General features: G+C 70.6%; 15 protein-coding genes. 9 read left to right on the top strand and 6 right to left on the bottom strand.

The genetic code is table 11. The annotated features are described in order from the left end of the window. Positions 1-47: 47 nt before the first annotated feature. Positions 48-404: a hypothetical protein gene (locus QSK32_RS05415; protein WP_045745258.1), complete on the bottom strand. Its 357-nt coding sequence runs from the start codon at positions 402-404 to the stop codon at positions 48-50. Positions 405-481: 77 nt separating this feature from the next. On the opposite strand from QSK32_RS05415, the gene QSK32_RS05410 reads away from it, so the two are divergent. Next, positions 482-2836, top strand: a complete 2355-nt coding sequence (locus QSK32_RS05410; RefSeq protein WP_285471367.1) for a M20/M25/M40 family metallo-hydrolase — start codon at positions 482-484, stop codon at positions 2834-2836. 4 nt (positions 2837-2840) lie between these two features. On the opposite strand, the gene QSK32_RS05405 is transcribed toward QSK32_RS05410, so the two are convergent. Further along, a complete protein-coding gene (locus tag QSK32_RS05405) occupies positions 2841-3125 on the bottom strand; it encodes a Smr/MutS family protein (protein ID WP_045745260.1) in 285 nt (94 codons plus the stop codon). A 10-nt stretch (positions 3126-3135) separates the two neighbouring features. After that, complete coding sequence (locus QSK32_RS05400; protein WP_045745277.1) at positions 3136-3507, bottom strand: tetratricopeptide repeat protein; 372 nt, start codon at positions 3505-3507, stop codon at positions 3136-3138. A gap of 410 nt (positions 3508-3917) precedes the next feature. Between QSK32_RS05400 and QSK32_RS05395 the strand changes: the two genes are divergently transcribed. The 6 genes from QSK32_RS05395 (at position 3918) to QSK32_RS05370 (ending at position 11769) form a co-directional block, all read left to right on the top strand. Then, positions 3918-4655: a response regulator transcription factor gene (locus QSK32_RS05395; RefSeq protein WP_045745261.1), complete on the top strand. Its 738-nt coding sequence runs from the start codon at positions 3918-3920 to the stop codon at positions 4653-4655. 2 nt (positions 4656-4657) lie between these two features. After that, a complete protein-coding gene (locus QSK32_RS05390; RefSeq protein ID WP_045745262.1) occupies positions 4658-6259 on the top strand; it encodes a sensor histidine kinase in 1602 nt (533 codons plus the stop codon). Between the two features lie 207 nt (positions 6260-6466). Continuing rightward, a complete protein-coding gene (locus QSK32_RS05385; protein WP_285471366.1) occupies positions 6467-7531 on the top strand; it encodes a 3-deoxy-7-phosphoheptulonate synthase in 1065 nt (354 codons plus the stop codon). Between the two features lie 125 nt (positions 7532-7656). Continuing rightward, positions 7657-9816, top strand: a complete 2160-nt coding sequence (locus QSK32_RS05380) for an ArnT family glycosyltransferase (RefSeq protein ID WP_285471365.1) — start codon at positions 7657-7659, stop codon at positions 9814-9816. Positions 9817-10013: 197 nt separating this feature from the next. Beyond that, complete coding sequence (locus QSK32_RS05375) at positions 10014-11234, top strand: bifunctional glycosyltransferase family 2/GtrA family protein (RefSeq protein ID WP_285471364.1); 1221 nt, start codon at positions 10014-10016, stop codon at positions 11232-11234. Positions 11235-11502: 268 nt separating this feature from the next. Next, a complete protein-coding gene (locus QSK32_RS05370) occupies positions 11503-11769 on the top strand; it encodes a DUF3040 domain-containing protein (RefSeq protein WP_285471363.1) in 267 nt (88 codons plus the stop codon). Positions 11770-11771: 2 nt separating this feature from the next. Here QSK32_RS05370 and QSK32_RS05365 read toward each other — a convergent pair whose 3' ends face one another. Together QSK32_RS05365 and QSK32_RS05360 are read right to left on the bottom strand one after the other, a co-directional pair. Then, positions 11772-13826 (bottom strand): hypothetical protein, encoded by a 2055-nt coding sequence (locus QSK32_RS05365; RefSeq protein ID WP_285471362.1) that lies wholly within the window; start codon positions 13824-13826, stop codon positions 11772-11774. 63 nt (positions 13827-13889) lie between these two features. Further along, positions 13890-18737, bottom strand: coding sequence for an ExeM/NucH family extracellular endonuclease (locus QSK32_RS05360; RefSeq protein WP_285471361.1), 4848 nt, complete (start codon positions 18735-18737; stop codon positions 13890-13892). Between the two features lie 434 nt (positions 18738-19171). Here QSK32_RS05360 and QSK32_RS05355 point away from each other — a divergent pair, with 434 nt between their 5' ends. Together QSK32_RS05355 and QSK32_RS05350 are read left to right on the top strand one after the other, a co-directional pair. Further along, the gene (locus QSK32_RS05355; RefSeq protein WP_285471360.1) at positions 19172-21574 is read left to right on the top strand and encodes an RICIN domain-containing protein; all 2403 of its coding nucleotides are present in this window, start codon (positions 19172-19174) and stop codon (positions 21572-21574) included. Then, positions 21568-22884, top strand: a complete 1317-nt coding sequence (locus QSK32_RS05350; RefSeq protein WP_285471359.1) for a S8 family serine peptidase — start codon at positions 21568-21570, stop codon at positions 22882-22884. Before QSK32_RS05355 ends, QSK32_RS05350 begins: the two co-directional genes overlap by 7 nt. Here the strand turns inward: QSK32_RS05350 and QSK32_RS05345 are convergent, their stop codons facing one another. Beyond that, positions 22885-23202: a hypothetical protein gene (locus tag QSK32_RS05345; protein ID WP_045747111.1), complete on the bottom strand. Its 318-nt coding sequence runs from the start codon at positions 23200-23202 to the stop codon at positions 22885-22887. Positions 23203-23268 lie beyond the last annotated feature (66 nt).

Here is a 23268-nt window from a genome sequence, read left to right as displayed (position 1 = left end):
CACCGGGGCCGGGTGCACAACTTCGGTCACCACCTCGTGACCTGAGCTCACATCGGGCCTCCCGGCCGGGGCGCCTCTCCGTCGGCTGCGGCCCGGCGCATGTGCTCGGCGATGACCTGGCCGAGAACGCCGTGCAGGCGCCCGCAGTCGCGGCAGTGCAGGTTCTCGTCCAGGTGGCGGCCACCGCAGCCGGCACAGTCGCCGCGGTCCTCGGGGTCGCGATAGGACTCCAGCGCCCGGCACATGGCACGGATCACATGGTCACTCAGGGTGAAGACGTCTTCGCCGTACGCGGTGCGCAGACCGACGACGGCGACGGGCGCGGCCTCCGGATGCGGGTTGTAGGGGGACACCGCGTCGATGAACTCCGCGATGACGGCGGCTGGGTCGAACGGGGCTGTCACCCACAACACGCTATCGCCCGCCTGAACCGATCCCGGTGGGTACCCGGCTGTCATAGCCGGGCGCTTAGATGTCATCCATGCGTGATTCCGCCCTCACCCGTCCGCCCCGGCGTGCCGTCGCCGCGGCCGCCGCCCTCGCCGTTCTGGCGCTGGCCGGCTTCGCCGCGGTCCGGTCGATCCTGCCGCCCGCGGCCCGGCCGGACACCGCGGCGGCCGGTGATTTCAGTGCGGAGCGCGCCTTCGCGCAGATCCGGACCATCGCCTCTCGCCCGCATCCGGCCGGCAGCGCGGCCAACGACACCGTCCGCGACCACCTGATCGATACCCTGCGCGGGCTCGGACTCACCCCGCAGGTGCAGGACACCGTCTCGGTCCAGGGTGTCGCGCTGTCGTCGAGCGCCGGCGGCACGAGCCTGGCCCGGGTGCGCAACGTGGTGACCCGCATCCTGGGGACCGCCTCGACCGCTCCGGTGTTCCTGGTCGCCCACTACGACTCGGCGCAGTCCGGCCCGGGCGCCAACGACGACGCGTCCGGGACCGCCGCGATCCTGGAGACCGCGCGGGCGCTGACCGCCGCCGGCGACCGGCTGCGCAACGACGTGGTGCTGGTGCTCACCGACGCCGAGGAGGCCTGCCTCTGCGGGGCCAAGGCCTTCGTCGACCAGCACCCGCTGGCCCGCTCCGGCGGCGTCGTGCTCAATCTCGAGGCCCGCGGCAGCTCCGGTCCGACGATCATGTTCGAGACCTCGGCGGGCAATCAGGATCTGGTCGATGCGTACGCGGAGACGCCCGTCCCGGTCGGCACGTCGTTCGCCGTGGAGATCTACCGTCTGCTGCCCAACGACACCGACTTCACCGCGTTCCGGGAAGCGGGTTTCCGGGGGCTGAACTCGGCGTACATCGACGGTGCCGCGGTCTACCACGCGCCGACCGACACCCCGGAGGCGCTCGACCGCGACAGCCTGCAGCACCACGGGGAGAACCTGCTGGCGCTGACCCGGGAGCTGGGCGGCCGTGACCTGGCGGCGCTCGACGACGACGCCGACGCCACCTACTTCCCGGCGCTGGGTGTGCTGGTCCGTTACCCCGGCGGCCTGGTGCTGCCGCTGGCGATCCTGGCGCTGGTGGCGGTGCTGGCCCTGGGCTGGCTGGTCCGGCGCCGGGGCCGGGCGAGCGGCCGGCGGCTGGTGGCGGCGGCCGGTCTCGCCCTGGTGCCGGTGGTGCTCGCGCCGGCGCTCGCCCAGGGGCTGTGGGCGGCACTGGTGGCGGTCCGCCCGGAGTACGCCGGGATGCCCATCGACCCGTACCGTCCACTGTGGTACAGGTCGGCGGTCGTCGCGCTGGCCGCGACCGTCGTGCTCGTCTGGTTCGTGCTGCTGCGCCGTCGCGTCGGTGCCGCCGCCCTCGCCGTCGGTGGCGCGTTCTGGCTCGCCGTGCTGGGCGTCCCGCTCGCGATCCTGACGCCGGGCGGGGCCTACCTGACGACGCTTCCCGCCCTGGCCGTGGCCCTGTCCGGGCTGATCGCGATCCACGTCCGCCCGCTCGCCGCCGTCCCGGTGATCGTCGCCGGCGCCCTGGTCCCGGTCGTCGTCCTCGCGCCGACGATCGTGATGCTCTTCCCGGCGCTGGGCATGCCGATGGCCGGGATCGGGGCGTTTCTGACCGCGCTGCTCGGTCTGGCCCTGCTGCCGGCACTCGACCTGGCGCACCCGGCACCGGACGGCGCCCGTGGCCTGGTCGCACTCCGGGACCGCCGCCTCGCGATGGTGCCGGGGCTGGCCGCTTTCGTGGCGTTCCTGGTGTTCACCGCCACCGGGCTGGCCGTCGACCGGTTCGATGCGAAACACCCGTCCCTGACCCACCTGATGTACGCGCTCGACGCCGACACGAACACCGCCCGGTGGCTCAGTGAGGAGAGCGAACCGCAGGAGTGGACCACCCGGTACGTGACGCAGGAGCCCGCCGAGGTCGCCGCGACGCTGCCCGCCTTCGGACCGGAGCTGTTGCGCACCGGCCCGGCCCCGGCCGCGTCGCTGCCCGCGCCCGCCGTCACCCTGGTCTCGCAGGCGCCGTCAGCCGGTGGCCGGACCCTGAACCTGCTGGTCGAACCGCAGCGTACGGCCCGTTTCGTCACCCTGCACGTGGCCGCGGCGACGACCGTGACCGCGGCGACGGTCGGTGGTCGCGCGGTCGAGACCGGCACGGTGGCCGGTGGCGGCTGGGGCTTCGGTTTCGTCTTCCACGCCCCGCCCGCCGAGGGCGTGCAGGTCACGCTGACCGTGCAGGGCACCGGCCCGGTCCAGCTGCGGGCGATGGACGCCAGCGACGACGTGTCCGCGATGCCCGGTTTCCAGCCGCGCCCGGCCGGCGTCGGCGTGATGGGCTCACACAGCAGCGAGATGGTCGCGGTGGCGAAGAGCTACACGATCTAGCCGGTCACCGACCGCGGCCACGGCGGCCGGTGGGGGCGTCGTGACGGAAGTGCACGAACAGGCGCCCCCAGTTGTCGCCGTCCTTCTCGACCCGGTGATAGAGCTGCTTGATCTCTTTCTGGTCGAGGAAGCGGATCACCTTCTTCTTCAGGGCGCCGCTCCCCTTACCCGGGATGATCTCGACGAGGCTCGCCTTCTTGGCGATGGCCTCGTCGATGATCCCGCGCAGGGCCCGGTCGATCTCGTGGCCCTTGTTGAAGATGTCGTGCAGGTCCAGCTTCAGCTTCACAGGACAGAGCCTATGCGGCGCCGGCCTTGCCCAGCCACGTCTCGACGCGGTGCAGCGCCTCCTGATAGTCGCTCTGCGCCTTCATCGCGGCGGCCAGGCGCAGGTGCGGCAAGGCCTCGCGGAAGCGTCCGGCCCGTTCCAGGGTCCGGCCGAGCACGTGATGCGCGTAGTGATCCGACGGATCATGCTCGATCAGTGCCCGGAGCTGTGTCTCCGCCCCGTTCAGCTGGGCTGAGTTGAAGTAGGCCCGGGCGAGCAGCTGACGGACTGCGGTGTTGTGCGGTTCGGCCTCGACTATCGGCTCGAGCAGCCGCGAGGCGGCGAGCGGATCGCCCGCCTCGAAGAAGAAGGTGGCCCTGCGGTACTCCTCGAGAAGATCCACGTGCATGCTCCCCACGCTCGCCCTCCGACCCTGATGACCAACGCTTTCACAAACATCGGGCGTACGGCGAGTGTTCCCACGTCACTCTGCTGCGCAAGTCAGCGTCTCAGCAGCAGGAGGGCCAGGCCGCCGGAGAGGAGGAGGAAGGCCGCGGCGGACAGCGCCGCGGGCACCTTGGGCGCATGAGGCATCCGCCCATTATGGGTTTGCTGTGCGTTCTGCCCGGTTCGCCACGCCACCGGGCAGACTGGTGGAATGCCTCATGGGCTGGAAGCGTCATGCCGAAAACCATGACGGCGCCCCTTGTCCCCGCCCTGTGTCATCCGCGTGGGCGGCCTGTGGCGCAAGGACACAGCTCGTACACAGGAAACGGAAAGCGGGCGCCGAGCGTCGCCCCGCACAGTAGGGGCATGACGATGGCGAACGCAGACTCCAGCACCGAACTTCGGCGGCCCGACGGGACCCCGGTCCGTGTCCTCGTCGTGGACGACGAGCCGACGCTGGCCGAGCTCCTCTCGATGGCCCTGCGGTACGAGGGCTGGGAGGTCCGCAGCGCGGGCGACGGGATGACCGCGGTGCGCACCGCCCGCGACTTCCGCCCCGACGCCGTCATCCTCGACATGATGCTCCCCGACATCGACGGCCTCGAGGTGCTGCGCCGGCTGCGCGGCGAGTCCCCCGAGGTCCCGGTGCTGTTCCTGACCGCGAAGGACTCGGTCGAGGACCGGATCACCGGGCTGACCGCCGGCGGCGACGACTACGTCACCAAGCCGTTCAGCCTGGAGGAGGTGGTGGCCCGGCTGCGCGGCCTGATGCGCCGGATGGGGCACGCCCCGATGCGCACCGAGTCGCAGCTCGTCGTCGGTGACCTGACCCTGGACGAGGACTCGCACGAGGTGCGCCGGGCCGGCGACCTGATCACCCTCACCGCCACCGAGTTCGAACTGCTGCGCTACCTGATGCGTAACCCGCGTCGAGTCCTGAGCAAGCCTCAGATCCTGGACCGCGTCTGGAACTACGACTTCGGAGGGCAGGCCAACGTGGTGGAGCTGTACATCTCGTACCTGCGTAAGAAGATCGACGCCGGCCGCGCGCCGATGATCCACACCATGCGCGGCGCCGGCTACGTCCTCAAGCCGGCCGACTGATCATGCCCGCTGCCGACACCACCCCGTCCCTGGCCGCCCGTCTGCGTAACCCCGCGGGCTGGCCCCTGCGCACCCGGCTGGTCGCCATAATGATCGCCCTGCTGGCGGTTCTGGGCCTGGTCGTCGGCAGCACCGCCGAGCTGTATCTCTACAACTCGCTGCACTCGCAGATCGAGAACGAGCTGCAGGACGTCGAGAAGCGCGTCAACGGCGGCCCCAACAAGCAGGACTTCCCCGGCATGGGCAGCCGCAAGTACCAGACGCAGCAGTCGCCCCAGGGACAACCGGACAGTGAGATCCCCGGCAACCCGCCGACCAAGGCCCTCGTCTACACGGTCGATCCCACTTCGGGACCCGAGGGCGGCATCGTGGACTTCCTGGAGCCCACCGGGACCGACGACAACGGCAGCCTGACGTTCACCGCGCTGTCCGCGGAGGCGATCGCCACGATGACCAGCGAGGTGCCGACCACCGGCAAGATCGTTCAGGTCGACCTGGGTGGCGGCCTGCCGGAGTACCTCATCGTCGCCACGGTCAAGAACGGCGCCACCCGCTACGTCGGCCTCTCCCTGGAGAACGTCAACACCACCCTCATCACCGTCGCCGCGTTCACCGGGTGCGTCATCGTGGGGTCGCTGCTCATCGCCGGATGGGCCGGGGCGCTGATCATCCGGCGTACCCTGCTGCCTCTGAACCGGGTGGCGGCGACGGCGACCCGGGTGTCCGAGCTGCGGCTGGACCGCGGTGAGGTACGCCTCGCGCAGCGGGTCCCCGAGCAGGACACCGACCCGCACACCGAGGTGGGACAGGTCGGGGCCGCCCTCAACCGGATGCTCGACCACGTCGGCAACGCCCTGGAGGCCCGGCACGCCAGCGAGATGCAGGTCCGGCAGTTCGTCGCGGACGCCAGCCACGAGTTGCGCACCCCGCTCGCCGCCATCCGCGGGTACGCCGAACTGAGCCGCCGCAGCCGCCAGGTCATCCCGCCGGAGATCTCGCACGTGCTGACCCGGGTCGAGTCCGAGGCCAAGCGGATGACCGCCCTGGTCGAGGACCTGCTGCTGCTGGCCCGGCTGGACGCCGGCCGGCCGCTCGCCCAGGACCCGGTCGACCTGACCATGCTCGCCGTGGACGCCACCAGTGACGCGCACGCCGCCGGGCCCCGGCACTACTGGCAGCTCGACCTGCCCGAGGAGCCGGTCACCGTGATCGGCGACGGCGCCCGCCTGCACCAGGTGGTGGCCAACCTGCTCGCCAACGCCCGCACGCACACACCGGAGGGCTCGACCGTCACGGTCAAGGTCGGCGCGATGCCGAACGCCGCCGTGGTCCAGGTGATCGACAACGGTCCGGGCATCCCGGCCGAGTTGACCCCGCGGATCTTCGAGCGGTTCGCCCGAGGTGACAGCTCCCGGTCGCGCGCGGCCGGCAGCACCGGCCTGGGCCTGTCGATCGTGCACGCGGTGGTCTCCTCGCACCGCGGCAAGGTCGGCGTGCAGAGCCGTCCCGGGCAGACCGTCTTCACCGTGATGCTGCCGCTCGGCCCACCGCCGGTCGTCCCAACAGCTGAACAACGGCCCCAGATGCTGCATCCGGTCCGGTGATGTGGCTATGCTGGCGGGCGTGTCTCACTCTGCGTCTTTCTTCTATTGGTTTACGAGGCCGGCTCGCGCCGGTGCCTCGGCCATGACCGCATGACCTGAGACACCCCCGCCGGAGCCGGCTGAGGCAGCGACGATGTCGCTGCCTTTTTGTTTGCCATGAGCAAGCCGGCTCTCGCCCCGGGCGCCGGCGCTTCTAAGGAGAACGCCATGACCGCCCCAGAGGTACAGCGCGTCCGCGACCAGCGCATCGAGAAGGTCGTCCCGCTGATGAGCCCGGCGCTGCTGCACCACGAGTTGCCGTTGACCAGCGCGTTGCACGACACCGTGCTGGCCGGCCGCAAGCAGGTCGAGGACGTGCTCAACGGCCGAGATCAACGGTTGATCGTGGTGGTCGGCCCGTGCTCGGTGCACGACCCGGTCGCCGCCGCCGAGTACGCCCAGCGCCTGAGGACCGAGGCCGAGCGGCTCAACGAGGACCTGCTGATCGTGATGCGGGTGTACTTCGAGAAGCCGCGGTCCACGGTCGGCTGGAAGGGTCTGATCATGGACCCGGCGCTCGACGGTTCCGGTGACGTCGGCGCCGGCCTGCGGATCGCCCGCAAGCTGCTGCTGGAGGTCGTCGGCCAGGGCCTGCCGGTGGCGGTGGAGTTCCTCGACCCGATCACCCCGCAGTACATCGCGGACACGGTCGCCTGGGGCGCGATCGGGGCGCGGACCGTCGAGTCGCAGGTGCACCGGCAGCTCGCCTCCGGGCTGTCGATGCCGATCGGCATGAAGAACCGCCCGGACGGCAGTGTCGCCACCGCCGTCGACGCGATCGAGGCCGCCGCCGCGTCGCACGTGTTCCCCGGCATCGACTACTCGGGCACCCCGGCGATCCTGCACACCGCCGGCAACCCGGACTGCCATCTGGTGCTGCGCGGCGGCGGTGGTAAGCCGAACTACAGCGCCGAGGACGTGGAGGCGTCGCTGGCGCTGCTGCGCAAGGCCGGCATGCCGGAGCGTCTGGTGATCGACTGCTCGCACGGCAACAGCAACAAGGACCACCTGCGCCAGCCGCTGGTGGTCGAGGACGTGGCGCAGCAGATGGAGGCCGGCAACCTGGGGATCAGCGGTGTGATGCTGGAGAGCTTCCTGGAGCCGGGACGGCAGGACCTGGGCGGCGAGCTCGCCTACGGCAAGTCCGTGACGGACGCGTGCATGGGCTGGGACGCCACCGTCGAGGTGCTGGACCGCCTGGCCACGGCCTCCGCGAAGCGCCGCAACCGCTGACGTGCCTCGATCCCTGTGGGTCCATTCGGGACTCACAGGGATCGCACAGTGGGGCCACAAGGGTGCGACAGTGCACCGGCCGAACCTTCATCGGGTACGCATCCGCCGCTTCTGGGGAGTACCCGATGACCCTGCTGTTGCCCTCCGAAGAGACGGTGGCGCCGGCACCACCGCCGTCCCGTGATCGCACCGGTGCGGCACGTCTCCTTCTCGGGCGTACCGATGCTCCCTGGATCCGGCCCTCCCTGATCGCCCTCCTGGTGCTGACCGGGGTCCTCTACATCTGGGGGCTCGGCGAGTCCGGCTGGGCCAACGCGTTCTACTCGGCCGCGGTCCAGGCCGGCTCGGAGAGCTGGAAGGCCTTCTTCTACGGCTCGTCGGACGCGTCCAACGCGATCACCGTGGACAAGACGCCCGCCGCCCTCTGGATCATGGCGCTGTCGGTGCGGATCTTCGGCCTCAGCTCGTGGAGCATCCTCGTCCCGCAGGCCCTGCTCGGCGTCGCCGCCACCGGCCTGCTGTACGCGACCGTCCGCCGCGGTTTCGGGCCGGTCGCCGGCCTGCTCGCCGGTGCGGTCATGGCGCTCACCCCGGTCGCCGTCCTGATGTTCCGGTTCAACAATCCGGACGCGCTGCTCGTGCTGCTCATGGTGGCCGCCGCGTACGCGACCCTGCGCGCCGTGGAGACCGGCTCCACCAAGTGGATCGTGCTGTGCGGGGTGTTCGTCGGGTTCGGCTTCCTCGCCAAGATGCTGCAGGCGCTGCTGGTGGTGCCGGCGTTCGGCCTGGCGTACCTGATCGCCGGCCCGCCGAAGCTCGGCAAACGGATCTGGCAGCTGCTGCTCGCCCTCGGCGCGATGATCGTGTCGGCGGGCTGGTACATCGCCATCGTCGAACTGGTTCCGGCGTCGATGCGGCCCTTCATCGGCGGCTCGCAGAACAACAGCATCCTCGAACTGACCCTGGGCTACAACGGGCTCGGCCGGCTCAACGGCGACGAGACGGGCAGCGTCGGCGGCGGGGGTGGCGGTAACGCCGGCGGCATGTGGGGCGAGGGCGGACCGCTGCGGCTCTTCGAGAGCGCCCAGGGTGGACAGATCTCCTGGCTGCTCCCCGCCGCGCTGATCCTCCTCGCGGCCGGGCTCGTGATCACGGCTCGGCGGGCGCGCACCGACCTGCAACGGGCCGGGCTCATCGTCTGGGGGATGTGGCTGCTCGTCACCGGCCTGGTGTTCAGCGCCATGCAGGGGATCTTCCACGCGTACTACACGGTGGCGCTGGCTCCGGCCGTGGGCGCGGTGGTCGCCATGGGTGCGGCACTGCTGTGGAGGCACCGGGAGAACATCCTGGCGGCGCTGACCATGGGCGCGGCGATCGCGGTGACGGCCTGGTGGTCGTGGGTGCTGCTGGGACGCAGCGAGGACTTCCTGCCGTGGCTGCGGCTGCCGGTGCTGATCGTGGGGATCGTCGCGGCGGTCGCGGTGGTGGTGTCGTTCCGGCTGGCGAAGCGGCTGGCGATGATCGCGGCGAGTGTGGCGGTGATCGTGGGACTGGCCGGGCCGGCGGCGTACGCGGTGCAGACCGCGTCGGAGCCGCACACCGGGTCGATCCCGTCGGCGGGGCCGTCGGTGTCGGGCGGGGGCGGCGGGCCGGGCGGCGGTGGTGGTGGTTTCAACCGCGGCGGGGGCGGCGGTCCCGGTGGGGGCGGGATCCCCGGCGGCGGGGGACAGAACGGCCAGAACGGCGGCGGCTTCCCCGGCGGACAAAACGGCCAGAACAACCAGACCGGGCAGAACACGGCAGGCGGTCAGAACAACACCGGCGGGCAGAACAGCGGCGGGCAGAACAGCGGCGGGCGGCAACGCGGCGGCACCGGTGAAGGGCGCGGCGGACAACAAGGCGGCGGCCGGAACAGCCTGCTCAACGCCTCCGAGGTCAGCGCCGAGATGAAGACCCTGCTCGAGGCGGACGCCGACGAATACACCTGGGTGGCCGCGGCCGTCGGCTCGCAGAACGCGTCCGGCTATCAACTCGCCACCGAGAAGCCGGTCATGGCGGTCGGCGGCTTCAACGGCACCGACCCGTCACCCACCCTCGAACAGTTCCAGCAGTACGTCACCGACGGGAAGATCCACTACTTCATCGGTGGCAGCATCGGCGGCGCCCAGAACGGCGGCTCCGACTACAGCTCGCAGATCAGTTCGTGGGTGTCCGAGAACTACACCGCGCAGACGGTGGGCGGCACGACCGTTTACGACCTGACCACTCCGAAGACCACGTCCTGACGTCTCCGGCAGCCGCGGCCCCCTCGACCTATCCGTCGAAGGGGCCGCGGCTGCGTTTCCGTGGGTGGCGGCCCGGGACGGATCATCTGCGGTCGAGGGAGGTGTGGCCCGTACCCGGAAAGGGGGTGGAAAGCAGTCACACGGTCCTCACAGGAAGACCACGGAACGGGCAAAGCCGCGCGGCGCACCGTTGCCGCATGAGCCTTTCGACGCTGCCCTCCCACGACGCCTACCCGAGCCGCGTCACGGCGCCGGTTCTCGATGTGGTCATCCCGGTGTACAACGAGGAGACCGATCTCGAACCGTGTGTGCGGCGTCTGCACGGCTATCTGGCGGCCAATTTTCCCTATCGGTTCCGGATCACGATCGCCGACAATGCGAGCGTCGACAGCACGCTGACGGTGGCGCGGCGGCTGGCGCACCACTACCCGGAGGTGGCGGCGGTTCACCTGCCGGAGAAGGGCCGGGGTCGCGCCCTCAAATACGTCTGGACACATTCGGACGCGGCTGTGCTCGCCTACATGGACGTCGACCTGTCGACCGACCTGGGCGCGCTGCTGCCGCTGGTGGCGCCGCTCATCTCCGGGCACTCCGACCTGGCGATCGGTTCCCGGCTGGCCCGCGGCTCACGGGTGGTCCGGGGCGCCAAGCGCGAATTCATCTCGCGCAGTTACAACCTGATACTGCGGGGCACCCTGGCCGCCCGGTTCTCCGACGCGCAGTGCGGCTTCAAGGCGATCCGTTCCGACGTGGCGACCCGGCTGCTGCCGATGGTCGAGGACACCGGCTGGTTCTTCGACACCGAGATGCTGGTCCTGGCGGAACGCGCCGGCCTGCGGATCCACGAGGTTCCGGTGGACTGGGTAGACGACCCGGACAGCCGGGTCGACATCGTGTCGACCGCGATGGAGGATCTCAAGGGCATCGTTCGGGTGACCCGTGCGCTGTCCACCGGCCGCCTCCCGCTGGGCACTCTCCGTGAGCAGCTGGGCCGCAACCCGCTGCCCGTCGACGGTGTCCCGGCGGGCCTGACCGGCCAGCTGATCCGCTTCGCCGGCGTCGGCGTGGCCAGCACTCTCGCCTATGTCGTCCTCTACGCGCTGCTGCGCACCGGCATCGGCGCCCAGTCGGCGAACCTGATCGCGTTGCTGGTCACGGCGGTGGCGAACACCGCCGCCAACCGTCGGCTGACCTTCGGCGTACGCGGCGGCGACGGCGCCGTCCGTCACCAGGCGCAGGGTCTCGTGGTGTTCGGCATCGGTCTCGCGCTGACCAGCGGAACCCTTGCTCTCCTGCACGCGGCGGTGGCCGTGCCGACCTGGCCGATCGAGGTCGCCGCACTCGTCGTGGCCAATCTGGTGGCCACCGCGGTCCGCTTCCTCATGCTGCGGGTGTGGGTGTTCCGCGCCCGGGGGTGAATCTTCCGGTCGGCCGAGGCGGCACCTGTTGTCAGGTGCCGCCTTCTTCGCATATCCGCTTAGATCGCCGTCATCACGGGACTGTCGGCCCGTTGTATCCGGTGAACGTCCGGCATCCCCTCGGAATCGAGCCGAGAAAATTCGGCACACGCGGGCGTATCACAAAGGCAATGCAGAGGTAACAATGACTGTGATCGGGATCTCTCGATGTCGATCGATGCTTTACGGATCAAGGCCCCACCGGCGCGGCGGACCGGAAGGTAACTACATGCTCAGCAAAGAGGACAGCCGACGGCTGGCGCAGATGGAACGGCAACTCCAGCGCGACGACCCCGACTTCTGCACCCGCATGGGCGGCGGCAACTTCAGCATCACCGCACCGACACGCCCCGCACTCCCCCTCTTCGCCGTCGCCGCGATGATCACCCTGGCCGCGGCGGGCCTGGCCCTGGTCGGCTGGTGGATCGCCGCGGCGATCACGGCGGCCTGGTCGCTGGTCACCCTGCTCGCCGCCGCCTTCCGCTTACGGCGCTGACGTCAGCGCTTCCGGGTCGGCTTGTCGCGCGGGAGCGGAAACGGCGTGCCGTAGTAGACCGGCGCCAGGAGCATCGAGCTCAGTGTCTGCGGGCCGTCGGACACCGCCCTGAGCAGTGGGATCTCGGTCAGCTTCGGGCGCCAGACCTTCGGCGGGATCAGGAAGTAGACGGCCGACCCGCCCGGCTCCAAGGTCGCCGGACCGTGGTTGACCTTCCAGAACTGGCCCATGTAGACGCCGGTCGTCACGGTGAAACTGGGCGACAACGGGTGATCGGAATCGTTGGTCACCGCCACCACCAGGCGTTCCACCTTCTCACCGAAGACCAGGGGTGACATCACCTGGAAGGTCAGCGGGGCCGGCGAGGTCATCGCGACGGTCAGGCAGGTGGCCACCGGGAGGAACAAAATCACGGTCACGGCGGCCCGGAGGACGGTTCCGACCCGGGACTTCCGTGGCGCGATGATCGGCTCCGGCTGCCGCTCCGTCTCCCGCTCCGGCTCCGGCCCTTCCGGCTTTTCGGTCTTTTCCGGCTCTTCCGGCTCGTCCAGCTCGAGATCGACCGGCTCGGAGGAGGAGTCGGGGGCAGCGCCGGACGACGCGAGGACCGATGACTTCGCAGGCGCCTTGACGGAAGCAGGCGCATTGACGGAAGCAGGCGGCTCAACCGCAGCAGCCGTCTCAACGGAAGCGGGCTCAGCAGGCACGGACTCAGCAGGCACCGGCTCGGGACCGACGGGTGCCGGCTCGGAGACGACAGACGTGGGCGGGACCGGCCGGCGGCGTCGGTGGAGGAACTGGTAGGCGGTGGCGAAATCGGCCCGGGATGTGGTGCAGAGACCCACCACCCAGAGCGGCATCGTCAACACCCAGTACCCGTCCTGGGATCGCAACGCCACCCAGAACACGATCCACGGCAGGATCACCGCGGCCGGACCCCAACTGCGGATGTTCACCGCGTACGCCGCGATCAGCGCCACCAGCATCGCGATCGTCGCGTGCCCGTAGAAGTCCAGAGCGCCGCTGCCCCGGATCAGGTGGTAGGTAACCGCCATGATGCCCTGCCCGTGCGGCACGGCGTGCTGGGTGAGGGGTTCGGTGATGCCGTGGATCCAGGTGACCGGGTCGCGGAGGGCGAACGGCGCGTTGACCGCCACCGCCACCAGCACGGCGATGCCGACGTAGCGGGCGGCCAGCAGCAGGGTGCGGGCCCAGGACAGTTCGCCGCGGCGCAGCAGGATGATGCCGACCAGCAGGAAGATGCTGAGGAACCAGCCCAGCTGGTGGGTGCAGACGGCCAGCCCGATCGCGACGGCCCGCAGGACGCCGCCGAAGCCGAGGCGTCCGCCGCGACCGATCGAGGTCCACTTCCACACCGCGAGGCAGAGGAACGGCAGGGCGATCATCGAGGGGTAGGCGTTCTCCGCGTACGCGGTGAGAATGCCCGTCCCGAGGATGCCGAGAGTCGCCAACGGCCGTAAGGGGGCGGGCGCCACGCAGAAGGCGATGATCGCGGTGGCGAAGAGGGCGAGCGTGGCGGCCACGACGATGCCGACGACGGCCCCGCCGCCGAGCCACTGGAACAGCGCGCCGAGTTGGATGCCGAACGGCGGGTAGCCGAAGGTGAAGGCGCCGCCGCCGTCCATCAGGCGGGTCGCCGTGTCCGGATTGATGTACGGCCAGGACAGCTGATACGGGTCGAAACCGTAGGTTATCGCCCGGCTGGCCCGGTCCATCAGGATGCCCTCGTCGACATCGATGTCATGCTCGCCGGTGATCGCCGGCCAGAGGGCGATCCCCTTGATCACGATGGCGGTGACCAGCACCAGCACGTCGACCCGGGCCAGTGCCCGGGTGCTGCGCAGGCAGAGGGCGAGGACCGCGGCGACCAGCATGGCCAGGTAGCAGCCGGTCAGGGCGAGGGCCAGCCCCGGATCGGGAAGCGCGAACGCGGTCCAGAACGTGCGCAGGTTGATCGCGAGACCGATGACGGCGGCCAGCGTCAGGCCGCTGTGCAGCCAGGGCGTCGGATCGGTACGGGCTTTCTCTGCTGGCACCCGCGGATCTTATGCGGAAAGGCCCCCGCCTCCCGGCAGGGGCCTTTCGGCTAAATCATCTTGTTACTTGGTGATACGTGCCGTGTAGGTCTTGGTTGACGACGTGTTACCGGCCTTGTCCTTCGCTCCGTAGCTGAGCTTCAGGGTCATGCCCTTGGCCACGCCGGTCAGACCGGCCTTCCAGGTGCCGTTGGCGCTCGGGGTGACGGTGATCGCGACGGCCTTGGCCGCGGCGTCCTTCTCCGAGGAGGCCTTCACCCACTTCGTGCCGTTGTAGTAGAACCAGCTGCTGCCGTTCTTGGCGTACGCCTTGACGGTGACCGCGGCGATGCCGGTGCCGATGTCGAAGCTCCAGCCGGTCACGCTCTTCCAGGACGACGCGCGGTCGCTCTGGGCCGGCGGGCTGAGCACCACGGTCGGCTTGAAGGTGTCCTTGGCGACGGTCACCGCGCCGACCGTGACGGTCGTGCCCGCGCCCGCCGCGTTCGACGGCGTCACCGTGACGGTGAAACGGCCCGCCTTCGCGTACGTGTGCGGCACCGTCGCGTTGGTCGCGGCGGAGACGGTCGTGCTGCCGTCGCCCCAGGCCACCGTGAGCTTCGTGGCGCCGGTGACGCCACTGACCTGCACGGAGGTTCCCTGGGTGGCCCAGATCGCCGTCTTCTCCAGCTTGTACTTGCCGGTCTGCGCGGCGACCTTGACCGTGGACGCGCCCTCGAAGATCGCCGGGCCGCCGTTGCCGGCCTCGTCGGTGAGGGTGACCGTCACGGTGTAGCTGCCGGCCTTGGCGTACGTGTGCGACGCGGTGGTCGCGTCCGCCGCCAGGGTCTCGGCGGCGCTGCCGTCGCCCCAGTTCATCACACGGGTGATCTTGTCGGCCGCGCTGACGTCGTCGGCGAGCGCCTTCTGGGTCAGCGTGACCTTCTGGCCGGGCCAGAGGGCGGCGGTGTTCAGCGTGTACGTGCCGGTCGGGGCGGTCTCGTCGCCGACGCCGGGGGTGCTGCGCGGCGTGGTGTCCGCGGTGATCGGCGTGTACGCGGCGAAGTAGTTGACCAGCATGGTGAGGTCGTTGTCGCCGGTCGTCACCCGGTTGGTGCCCAGGCCGAGGGTGGTGAAGTTGTCGCCACCGGCGGCGAGGAACGAGTTGGACGTCACCCGGAAGGTGGCGGCCGGGTCGATGACGACACCGTTCAGCTTCAACGACGACGCGATGATCTTCGAGCCGCGGGGGCGGCTCACGTCGTACGAGTAGGTCAGGCCCTTCGACGAACCGAGGTGCAGTACCGGGCGGGAGGCCCCGTCCGGCTGCCACTGCTCCTCGAGCACCTGCTTGATCTGCGCGCCGGTGAGCGTCTGGGTGACCACGTCGTTGGCGAACGGCTGGACGGCGAACGCGGCCGAGTAGGTGACCGTGCCGTCGGTGCCGTACTTGAGGTCCGCCCGCAGGCCGCCCGGGTTCATCAGGGCGATCTGCGCGCCACCACGACCGGCGTCCTTGGTCTGGTCGAGCTGGACGTCGGCGATGAAGTTGCCCATCGGCGACTCGGCGCCGCGGTCCTCCGAGCCGGTGGCGCTGTAGGCCCGCAGGATGTCACCGCTGATCTTGCCGAGCTCACGCTTGCCGAGCTCGGTGGCGGTGGTCTTGGCGGTCTCCACGATGCCGGCGACCGTCGCGTCGGACGGGTAACCGGTGACGTTGAGCAGCTCCGCCGACGAGTTGGTGATCGTCTTGGTGGCGGGGTCCCAGCTCAGCACGGCCCGGCCCAGACGCAGACCGTAGTCCTCGGCCTGGATCACCGGACGGGTCTTGCCCGTGACACCGGGGACCGGGACCTCGAAGGCGTACGGCTGGTGGGTGTGCCCGCTGAAGATCGCGTCGATCTCGGCGCTGACCCGGGTGAAGTCGCCGAACACCTCGTCGGCCTGCAGCGCCTCGGCGGAGCCGATGTTCTCGGTGGCCGCGCCCTCGTGGGCGAGCATCACCAGCACGTCGGCCTCGCCGTTGGCCTCGTCGCCGTCGGACAGCTGCCCCGCGAGCGTGTTGACCTCGGCGACCGGGTCGCGGAACTCCACGCCCCTGATGCCGTCCGGGCTGACCAGCGAACCGGTCTGCTCGGTGACCACACCGATGTAGCCCACCTTGACGCCGCCCACGGACTGCACGACGTAGCCGGGCAGGACCCGCTCGCCGTCCTTGTAGACGTTCGCCGCGAGGTAGGGGAAGTCGGCCCGGTCGGAGACCCGGCCCAGCAGGTCGGACAGGCCCTTGTCGAACTCGTGGTTGCCGACCGCGGAGACGTTCAGGCCACCGGCGTTCAGCGCGTCGATCGTCGGGTTGTCGTCGTCGATCGCGGAGATGAAGGTGGAGGCGCCGATGTTGTCACCGACCGAGACCCAGGCGGTGTTCGGGTTCTCCGCACGCAGCTGGTTGACCGCGCCGACCAGCTGGGCGGCGCCACCGTTGCCGGTGGTCGGCGACTCGAGCCGGCCGTGGAAGTCGTTGATGCTGAGCAGCTGCAGGTCGACCGGTCCAGCGACGCCGGTGTCCAGGCCGATGACGACCGGGTCGTGGTCACTGGCCCGGAACGGGCCCGCGTCGAAGAACGGCGCGTAACCGTCGTACTGGAAGGCGTACGACTCGACGGAGTTGATGTTCCAGATGTCGACGCCGGTGATCCGGCTGTTCAGCGCACCGGTCACCAGCGCGTGGTCCAGGGAGCCGGACTCGCCGCTGTACACGTACGACGACTTGCCGGGCGCGAACGTGGAGTGCGCGTCGGTGTAACCCGCGTCGTAGAGGACCTGCATCGGGTCTTCCTGGGTGTACGCGTTGAAGTCACCCAGCAGGATCACGTTGTCGGTGCCGAGCGTGCCGACGAACGTCGCCAGCGCCGCGGCCTGCCGCTTCCGGTCACCGTTGTACGCGCCCTGCCCGTCACCCGTGTCGACGTTGTCGCCGGTCGGGGCGACCGAGGCGCTCTTGGACTTCAGGTGGTTCGCCACCACGGTGAAATCGATCGAGCCCGCGGTGAAGGTCTGCGCGATCGGCTCGCGGGCGTTCGACCACACCGTCTCGTCGTTCACCGACTTGGACGCGCCCTTCGGCGTGACCGCGGCCGGCTTGAAGATGATCGCGCTGGTGATGTAGTCCTGCTCGGCCGCCGACGGCAGTTCGGCGGGCGACCGGACGTAGTCCCAGGTGCCCGCCCCGTCCGCCGCGTTGAGCTTGCCGACCAGCGTCTTGAGCGCCAGCTGCGGGTCGTTCGCCTCGAAGCGGACCGAGTTCTCGATCTCCATCAGGGCGACCACGTCGGCGTCGAGTGCCGTGATCGCGGAGACGATCTTCGCCTCCTGCTTCGCGAACGCCGCCTCGTCGGCCGCGCCGCGTGCCTCGCCACCGAAGTGGACGAAGTAGTTCAGCACGTTGAAGCTCGCGACCCGCACGTCGCCGCCCACGTTCACCGGGGCGTTCGTCCGCGGGTTGCTGTCCTTGAAAGTGGTGCGGTTCGCCGGGGCGGTGTCCGCGTCGACCGGCGTGGCCGGCTGCAGACGCCACTCGCTGAACCCGTACGCCAGGACGGCCGGGCCGAACTGCTCGACGGTGTCGCCGACCCGGATCGGGTCGTTCTTGCCGAAGTACGGCGGGGCGATGTTGTTCGACGACAGGTTCGTCGTCTTGCCGTCGTCGAGCAGGATGCGGCCGGCCTTGTTGGCGGCCTTCACCGCGGCGGCCTCGGTGCTGCCGGGACGAGCCACGTCCGTGGGGACCTTGGCCACGTCGGAACCGGCGGTCAGGGCGATCTCGCCGTACCGGTTGGTGTTGTAGTTGTCCGACACGGTGAACGTGCCGACCGGCGCGACCAGCATCGACTCGACCGACTCGCGCACGTCGTCGCCGACCGGGAGGACCAGCGCGACCGGGGTGGGCACGGTGGCGCCGGTGGCGCAGACGGCCACGTCGGCCTTGGCGCCGATGGTGATCTGCGTCTGGTCGTTGTACTCACTCGCGGTGCCGGTCACCCGCACCTGGTCGCCGATCGCGATCGACGGGTGCAGCGCGGTGTTCGACGTCAGATAGACGAAGACCGCGTCGGAGGCGGTGCCCGCGGCGACCGTACGCTCGCCGCCGGTCCCCGCCGTCTGCAGGTAGAAACCGTTGTAGCCGCCGGTGCGGTGGTCCGCGGTGACGACACCCTCGACGGTCACGGTCTGCCCGGCCAGCGGGGTCGCCGCGCCGGTGCCCTGCACCTCGGCGATGGTATTGGTGACCGGGGTGACGCAGCCCTCGGAGGGCTCCTCCGGCTCCTCGGGCTCCTCCGGCACGGTGCCGTTGATCGCGCCGAAGCTGTTGACGCCCGGCGCCTGCCAGCTGCCGTCGACCTTCTGCAGCGAGTGGCCGACCGGGGTGGTGTCCGGCTCGGACACACCGATGTCGACACCGGCCTGACCGGCGGCCGGACCGTTGGTCGCGGTGAACGTGCCCTCGTAGGTGAGGAACTCGGCGACCGTGCCGTCCGGCTTGACCAGGGCCACGCCGTCCGGAGAGCCGTTCTGGACGCCGTTCGCCGGGTAGGTCTGCACGACCACACCGGACGCCGGGGTCACACCGCTGAGCGTGGCCGTGTTGTAGGACGCGCCACCGGTTCCGTTGTAGAGCACGATCTGCCAGCCACTGAGGTCGAACCCCGCGGGGGCCTCGACCTCGATGGCCTCACCACTGTCGGTGCCGGCGTTGTCGTAGTGAATCTCGCTGATGAATGGCGTTTCCGTGGCCGCTACGGCGGGGCCGGTGAGACTGAGACCGAGTGCGGTGACCACGGCGACAGCACCCATCGTGCGGAACCCGGAGGGGACCCGCAGCACAGGGAGGAGTCGGCCGGTGGCACCCGCGCTGCGTATGTATGAACGCATCGAGGATGACCCTCCGAACGAAGTAGATCCGCCGGAGCGTAGGGAAATCCCATGACGATCGATTCTCGTTGAGGTAACGAAAAGGCATTCAACGGGTGATCAGGCGACGCATTGTTCGATTTTGTACGCCCCTTTTCACCCTTCCGTGCGTATGACGGGGTATCACACCCGCGCCCTCAGCCAGTGCGCTGCCTGATCCGCACGCAGAGCGGGGAGCCGCCGCCTCTCTCCGCGTGCAGACCTCGTCACATTGACCGACGACCGGATCGACTGGTTCCTCACCCATGCCCGGACCTGCGCGAACGCTCTGCAGATCCTGCTGTCACCGCCTGCTGACCGACCGGTGCCCGGCGCCTTGACCACATAGTTCAGAAAGGTCGACTGCGCTATCGTTACCGCCGCTCTGTCCATCCGCCGGCGCCAGGGGGATCATCGTGATCGACTTCGAGTTGATCGTTCCGGACGGCTGGGCCGAGGTCCCGGTCACGCCGGCCTCCGCCGGTGACCGTCCCCGCCTGATAGACGGCCTGGTCCGGGCGGCACTGCCCGCCGACCTGCCCGAGGACAAGGCCGCGACCTGGCAGAAGGCGTTGCGGCGTGAGGTCACCGCCGCGGCGGACGAGGCGGCCCGCAACCAGGCGCGGACGGTGCTGCTGCCGGTTCCGGGCTTCGACGGCACCCGGCTGCCCGGTTCGCTGTTCGTCTCGGTGGTGGAGAACGTCGAGGAGAACACCGCCCCGGAGCAGTTGTTCGCCTCGGTCCTGGCCGGGGCCGGTGACGACGGCTCCTACCTGGAGATCGCCGGCGCGCAGGCGATCCGGGTCGCCACCACCGCCGGCGCCGAGCGGTCCCAGCAGGTGAGGTACTACATCGCCCACCCGTCGGTGGCCGGCGCATACGGCCTGGTCACCTTCACCGTGGCCGGGGGCGACGAGGCCGAGGTCACGGTCCAGATGTTCGACGCGGTCGTCGGCACGCTGCGCTGGGAGGAGCCGGAGCCTGAGCCGCCCGTCCTGGAGAGAGCGGAGAGAGCGGAGAGAGCGGAGGAACCGGAGAAACCGGAGGAACCTGCCGAGGACGAGCCCACCACGGTGCTCGCCGCCGAACCGGCCACCACGGTCATCGCCGAGCCGTCCACCGAGATCGTCGTGGCACCACTCACCGCGGTCGTCCCGGCGGCGCAGCCCACCACCCCGGCTCCCCGGCGCAACCTGCGGCGCCCGATCGCGCTCGGCGTCGTCCTGGCGCTCGCCGCGCTGACCGGCGCCGGCGGCTTCGCGGCCCGGCAGGCGGCCAGCGCGGCCGAACCGCTCGAGGGCAACCGGCTCTCCGCCTCCGACGTCCGGATCCTGGTCGACGCGTCCTCCTCGTGCACCGCGCTGACCCCGCCCCGGCTGGCCGGCCAGGTGATGATCGCCTCGAACTTCGGCAGCCAGCCGGTCGAGGGGATGCGCACCGGCGGGGCGGCCGGTGTCGCCGCGCTGACCCCGGCCCAGTGGCAGCAGAACGTGCCGTGGGAGGGCGCACAGATCACCGACCGGGAAGCCTCCGTCACCGCTCTCGCCCACCACATGTGCGGTCTGATCGGCCAGTCCCGGGCGGTGGCCATCGCCGAGGATCCGTGGCGGGTCGCGCTCGCCGCGCACCGGCTCGGTATGGACCAGGTGCTGGTGGCCGGCGGTATCCCGGGCGAGGCGCAGAACTACGTCGACACCGCTGAGCGGTACGCGAACTGGTACGCGCTGCAGCCCGCCTTCGCCGGTGGACCGGCCTCCCCGTCGCCGACGGTCACGCCGGTCTCCGCCGACACGGTGCCGCCGGTGCCGGACGCGTACCTGAAGGCGGTCGTCACCGGCGGCAAGAGCTGCCCCGAGATGCCGCCGGCCCGGCTCGCCGCGCAGCTCATGGCCAGTTCCGGTTTCGACGCCGACAAGCTGGGCCCGGCCGGCGAGCAGGGCATCGCGCAGTTCCCGCCGCAGGTCTGGGTGGACAACGTCAAGGCGTCGGCGACCCGGTCGCCGTGGGATCCTGCGGTGGCCATCCCGGCGCTCGGCCGCACCATGTGCAAGCTGATCAAGCAGACCGGTGGTTATCCGGCCGCCCTGGCCGCCTTCACCCGCGGTGACAAGGCGGCGCCGGTCACCGAGCTGGCCGCCACCGTCACCAAGGCGCAGACCGAGTACGCCAAGGACACCCGCCTGCAGCCGGCCAAGGCGCCGTCGAAGGCCCCGTCGGTGTCGGTCTCCCCCTCCGTCTCCGGTTCGGCCAAGCCGGCCAAGTCCTCGGCCGCCCCGAAGCCGGCCGCGCCGCAGGGCCGGGCCAACCAGCCGGCGATCATGGCGACCGACGCGAACGGCAGCGACTACGGCCCGTATTTCATCCACAACCTGGCCACCGGCATGTGCGTCGACATCGGCGGGTACGGCCCGGGTGCCGCGGACGGCCCGGTCACCCAGTTCCCGTGCGCGAAGACGACCGAGGACAACCAGGAGTGGCACTTCGTCCCGCGGATCGTGGACGGGGACGGTTACCAGCTCTACTGGATCCGCAACGCCGACGACGGCCTGTGCCTCGACGTGCCCGGCGCCGACGGCGTGGACTCCGGCACCGCGGTCAGCGAGACGAACTGCTTCGACAACGACAACCAGTACTTCCGGCTGGAGAAGCGGACCACCTCCGGTGGCTTCGAGTACTACTGGCTGCGTAACACCACCACCTGGATGTGCCTCGACGTTCCCGGCGTGGGCGAGGCCGGCGCGGACGCCCGGCTGGCCCTGGTGCCCTGCGCCCCGAACGACGACCACGACTGGGCGCTGATCGAGAAGTCCGAGTGGTGAGGGGATTGACCTCGATGACGCTGCGCGCCGTCGCGCTGTCGGCCGCGCTGGCCGCCGTGACGACCGCCCTGCCGGTCCTGCCCGCCCGCGCGGAACCGCCGGTGGACGCCGCGGTGAACCGGTACTACTACACGGTCACCGCCTCGTACCAGAACGCGCCGGAGAACCTGTGGGAGATCGCCGAGCGCTTTCTCGGTGACGCGAACCGGGCCGGGGAGATCCTGGAGCTGAACGCCGGCCGGGTGCAACCGGACGGCGGCCGGCTGGCGAACCCGAACAGGCTGGTCGAGGGCTGGCACGTGGTCCTGCCCTGGGACGCGGTCGGCGCCGAGCTGGAGCAGGGTCCGCTGCCGTCCAGCGCCGCCCGCACGTCGCAGTGCAAGTGGGGCGACGCCGTGCCGGAGGCCGCCTCGTGGGGGCAGTCCCTGCTCACCCCGAGCCGGGCCTGGACCGTGGCGAACGGCTCCGGGGTCACGGTGGCGATCATCGGGTCCGGTGTGGACGGTTCCGCGCCCGAACTGTCCGGCCGGGTGCTGACCGGCACGGACGTCGCCGGCGGCACCGGGCGTGGCGACGACAGTTGCACCGGCTCGGGCACCGCACTGGCCGGCATCACCGCCGGTGACGACGGGTCGGGTGGCGAGTCCTTCGGGGTGGCTCCGGGGGCGCGACTCGTACCCGTCAAAGCGGGGACCGGCAAGCTGACGCCGCGCCTCGCGGCGACCGCCGTCGATGTCGCGACGTCGGCCGGCGCGCAGGTGGTGCTGATCGGCGCGCAGGTGGACGCGGCGAACCCGGTGGTGAGTGCCGCCATCACCGACGCGATCGCCCGTGACGTGGTGGTCGTGGTGCCCGCGACCGTGTCGGCGACCGCCGCGGACGGCCTGCTCCGGGTCGGTGCGACGGGTGAGGACGGGCAGCGGGCCGACGCCGCCGGTACGGACGCGGTGGATCTGCTGGCGCCCGGCGCCGGGGTGGCGAGCATCGGCGTGGCCGGCGACGGCCCGGAGTTCGCCGCCGCGTTCGTGGCCGGCACGGTCGCCCTGGTCCGGTCGGCCCACCCGGAGCTGCGGGCCGCCGAGGTCACCCGTCAGGTGCGGGACACCGCCGCGGAAGGCCTGGTCAGCCCGGCCGGGGCGGTCACCGCTCCGCTGCCGGCCGGGATCGGGGTCGACGCCGCCGCCACGCCGGTGCCGCAGAGCCGGCTGGGCACGCTGGGCACGGTGCTGATCGGGGTCGCGATCGGCCTGGTCGTGCTGCTGCTGGCGTTCCTCGTGCCGCAACTGCTCAAGCGGCGCCGGACGGCCTGATCAGTCGGCGGCCACGTCCCGCCGGGCGGTCCGCAGCGCCGCGACGTATTTCGGCAGTTCCCGGGCGGCCCGTTCGATCCGGCCGGGGCACAGCTGGTCGTCGAAGACCACGTCCACCACGGTGTCCGCCATCGCCGGGGGCATCTCGGCGAGCGACGGCGACCGCTGCCAGAGGTCGAGCAGGCGCAGCCGCTCGTTCAGGACGGCGATCGTCTGTTCCAGGCCGGCGATCAGGGCGTCGGCCTGTTCCGGGGCGACCACCAGCCGGCCCTCGTTCGCCAGGGCGAGAAAGGTCTCGCCCGCGAATTCGTCGCCCATCCGGCCCCCGATCCCGATCACCCGGCGGGGCGCCGGGAACCGCCTCAGAGTCCATCACCTCGACCG

It is taken from the genome of Actinoplanes sp. NBRC 101535, from assembly GCF_030269225.1.
Lineage (GTDB): Bacteria > Actinomycetota > Actinomycetes > Mycobacteriales > Micromonosporaceae > Actinoplanes > Actinoplanes rectilineatus.
Note: the sequence above shows the minus strand (reverse complement) of the source record. Positions and strands in the feature narration are given on the sequence as shown.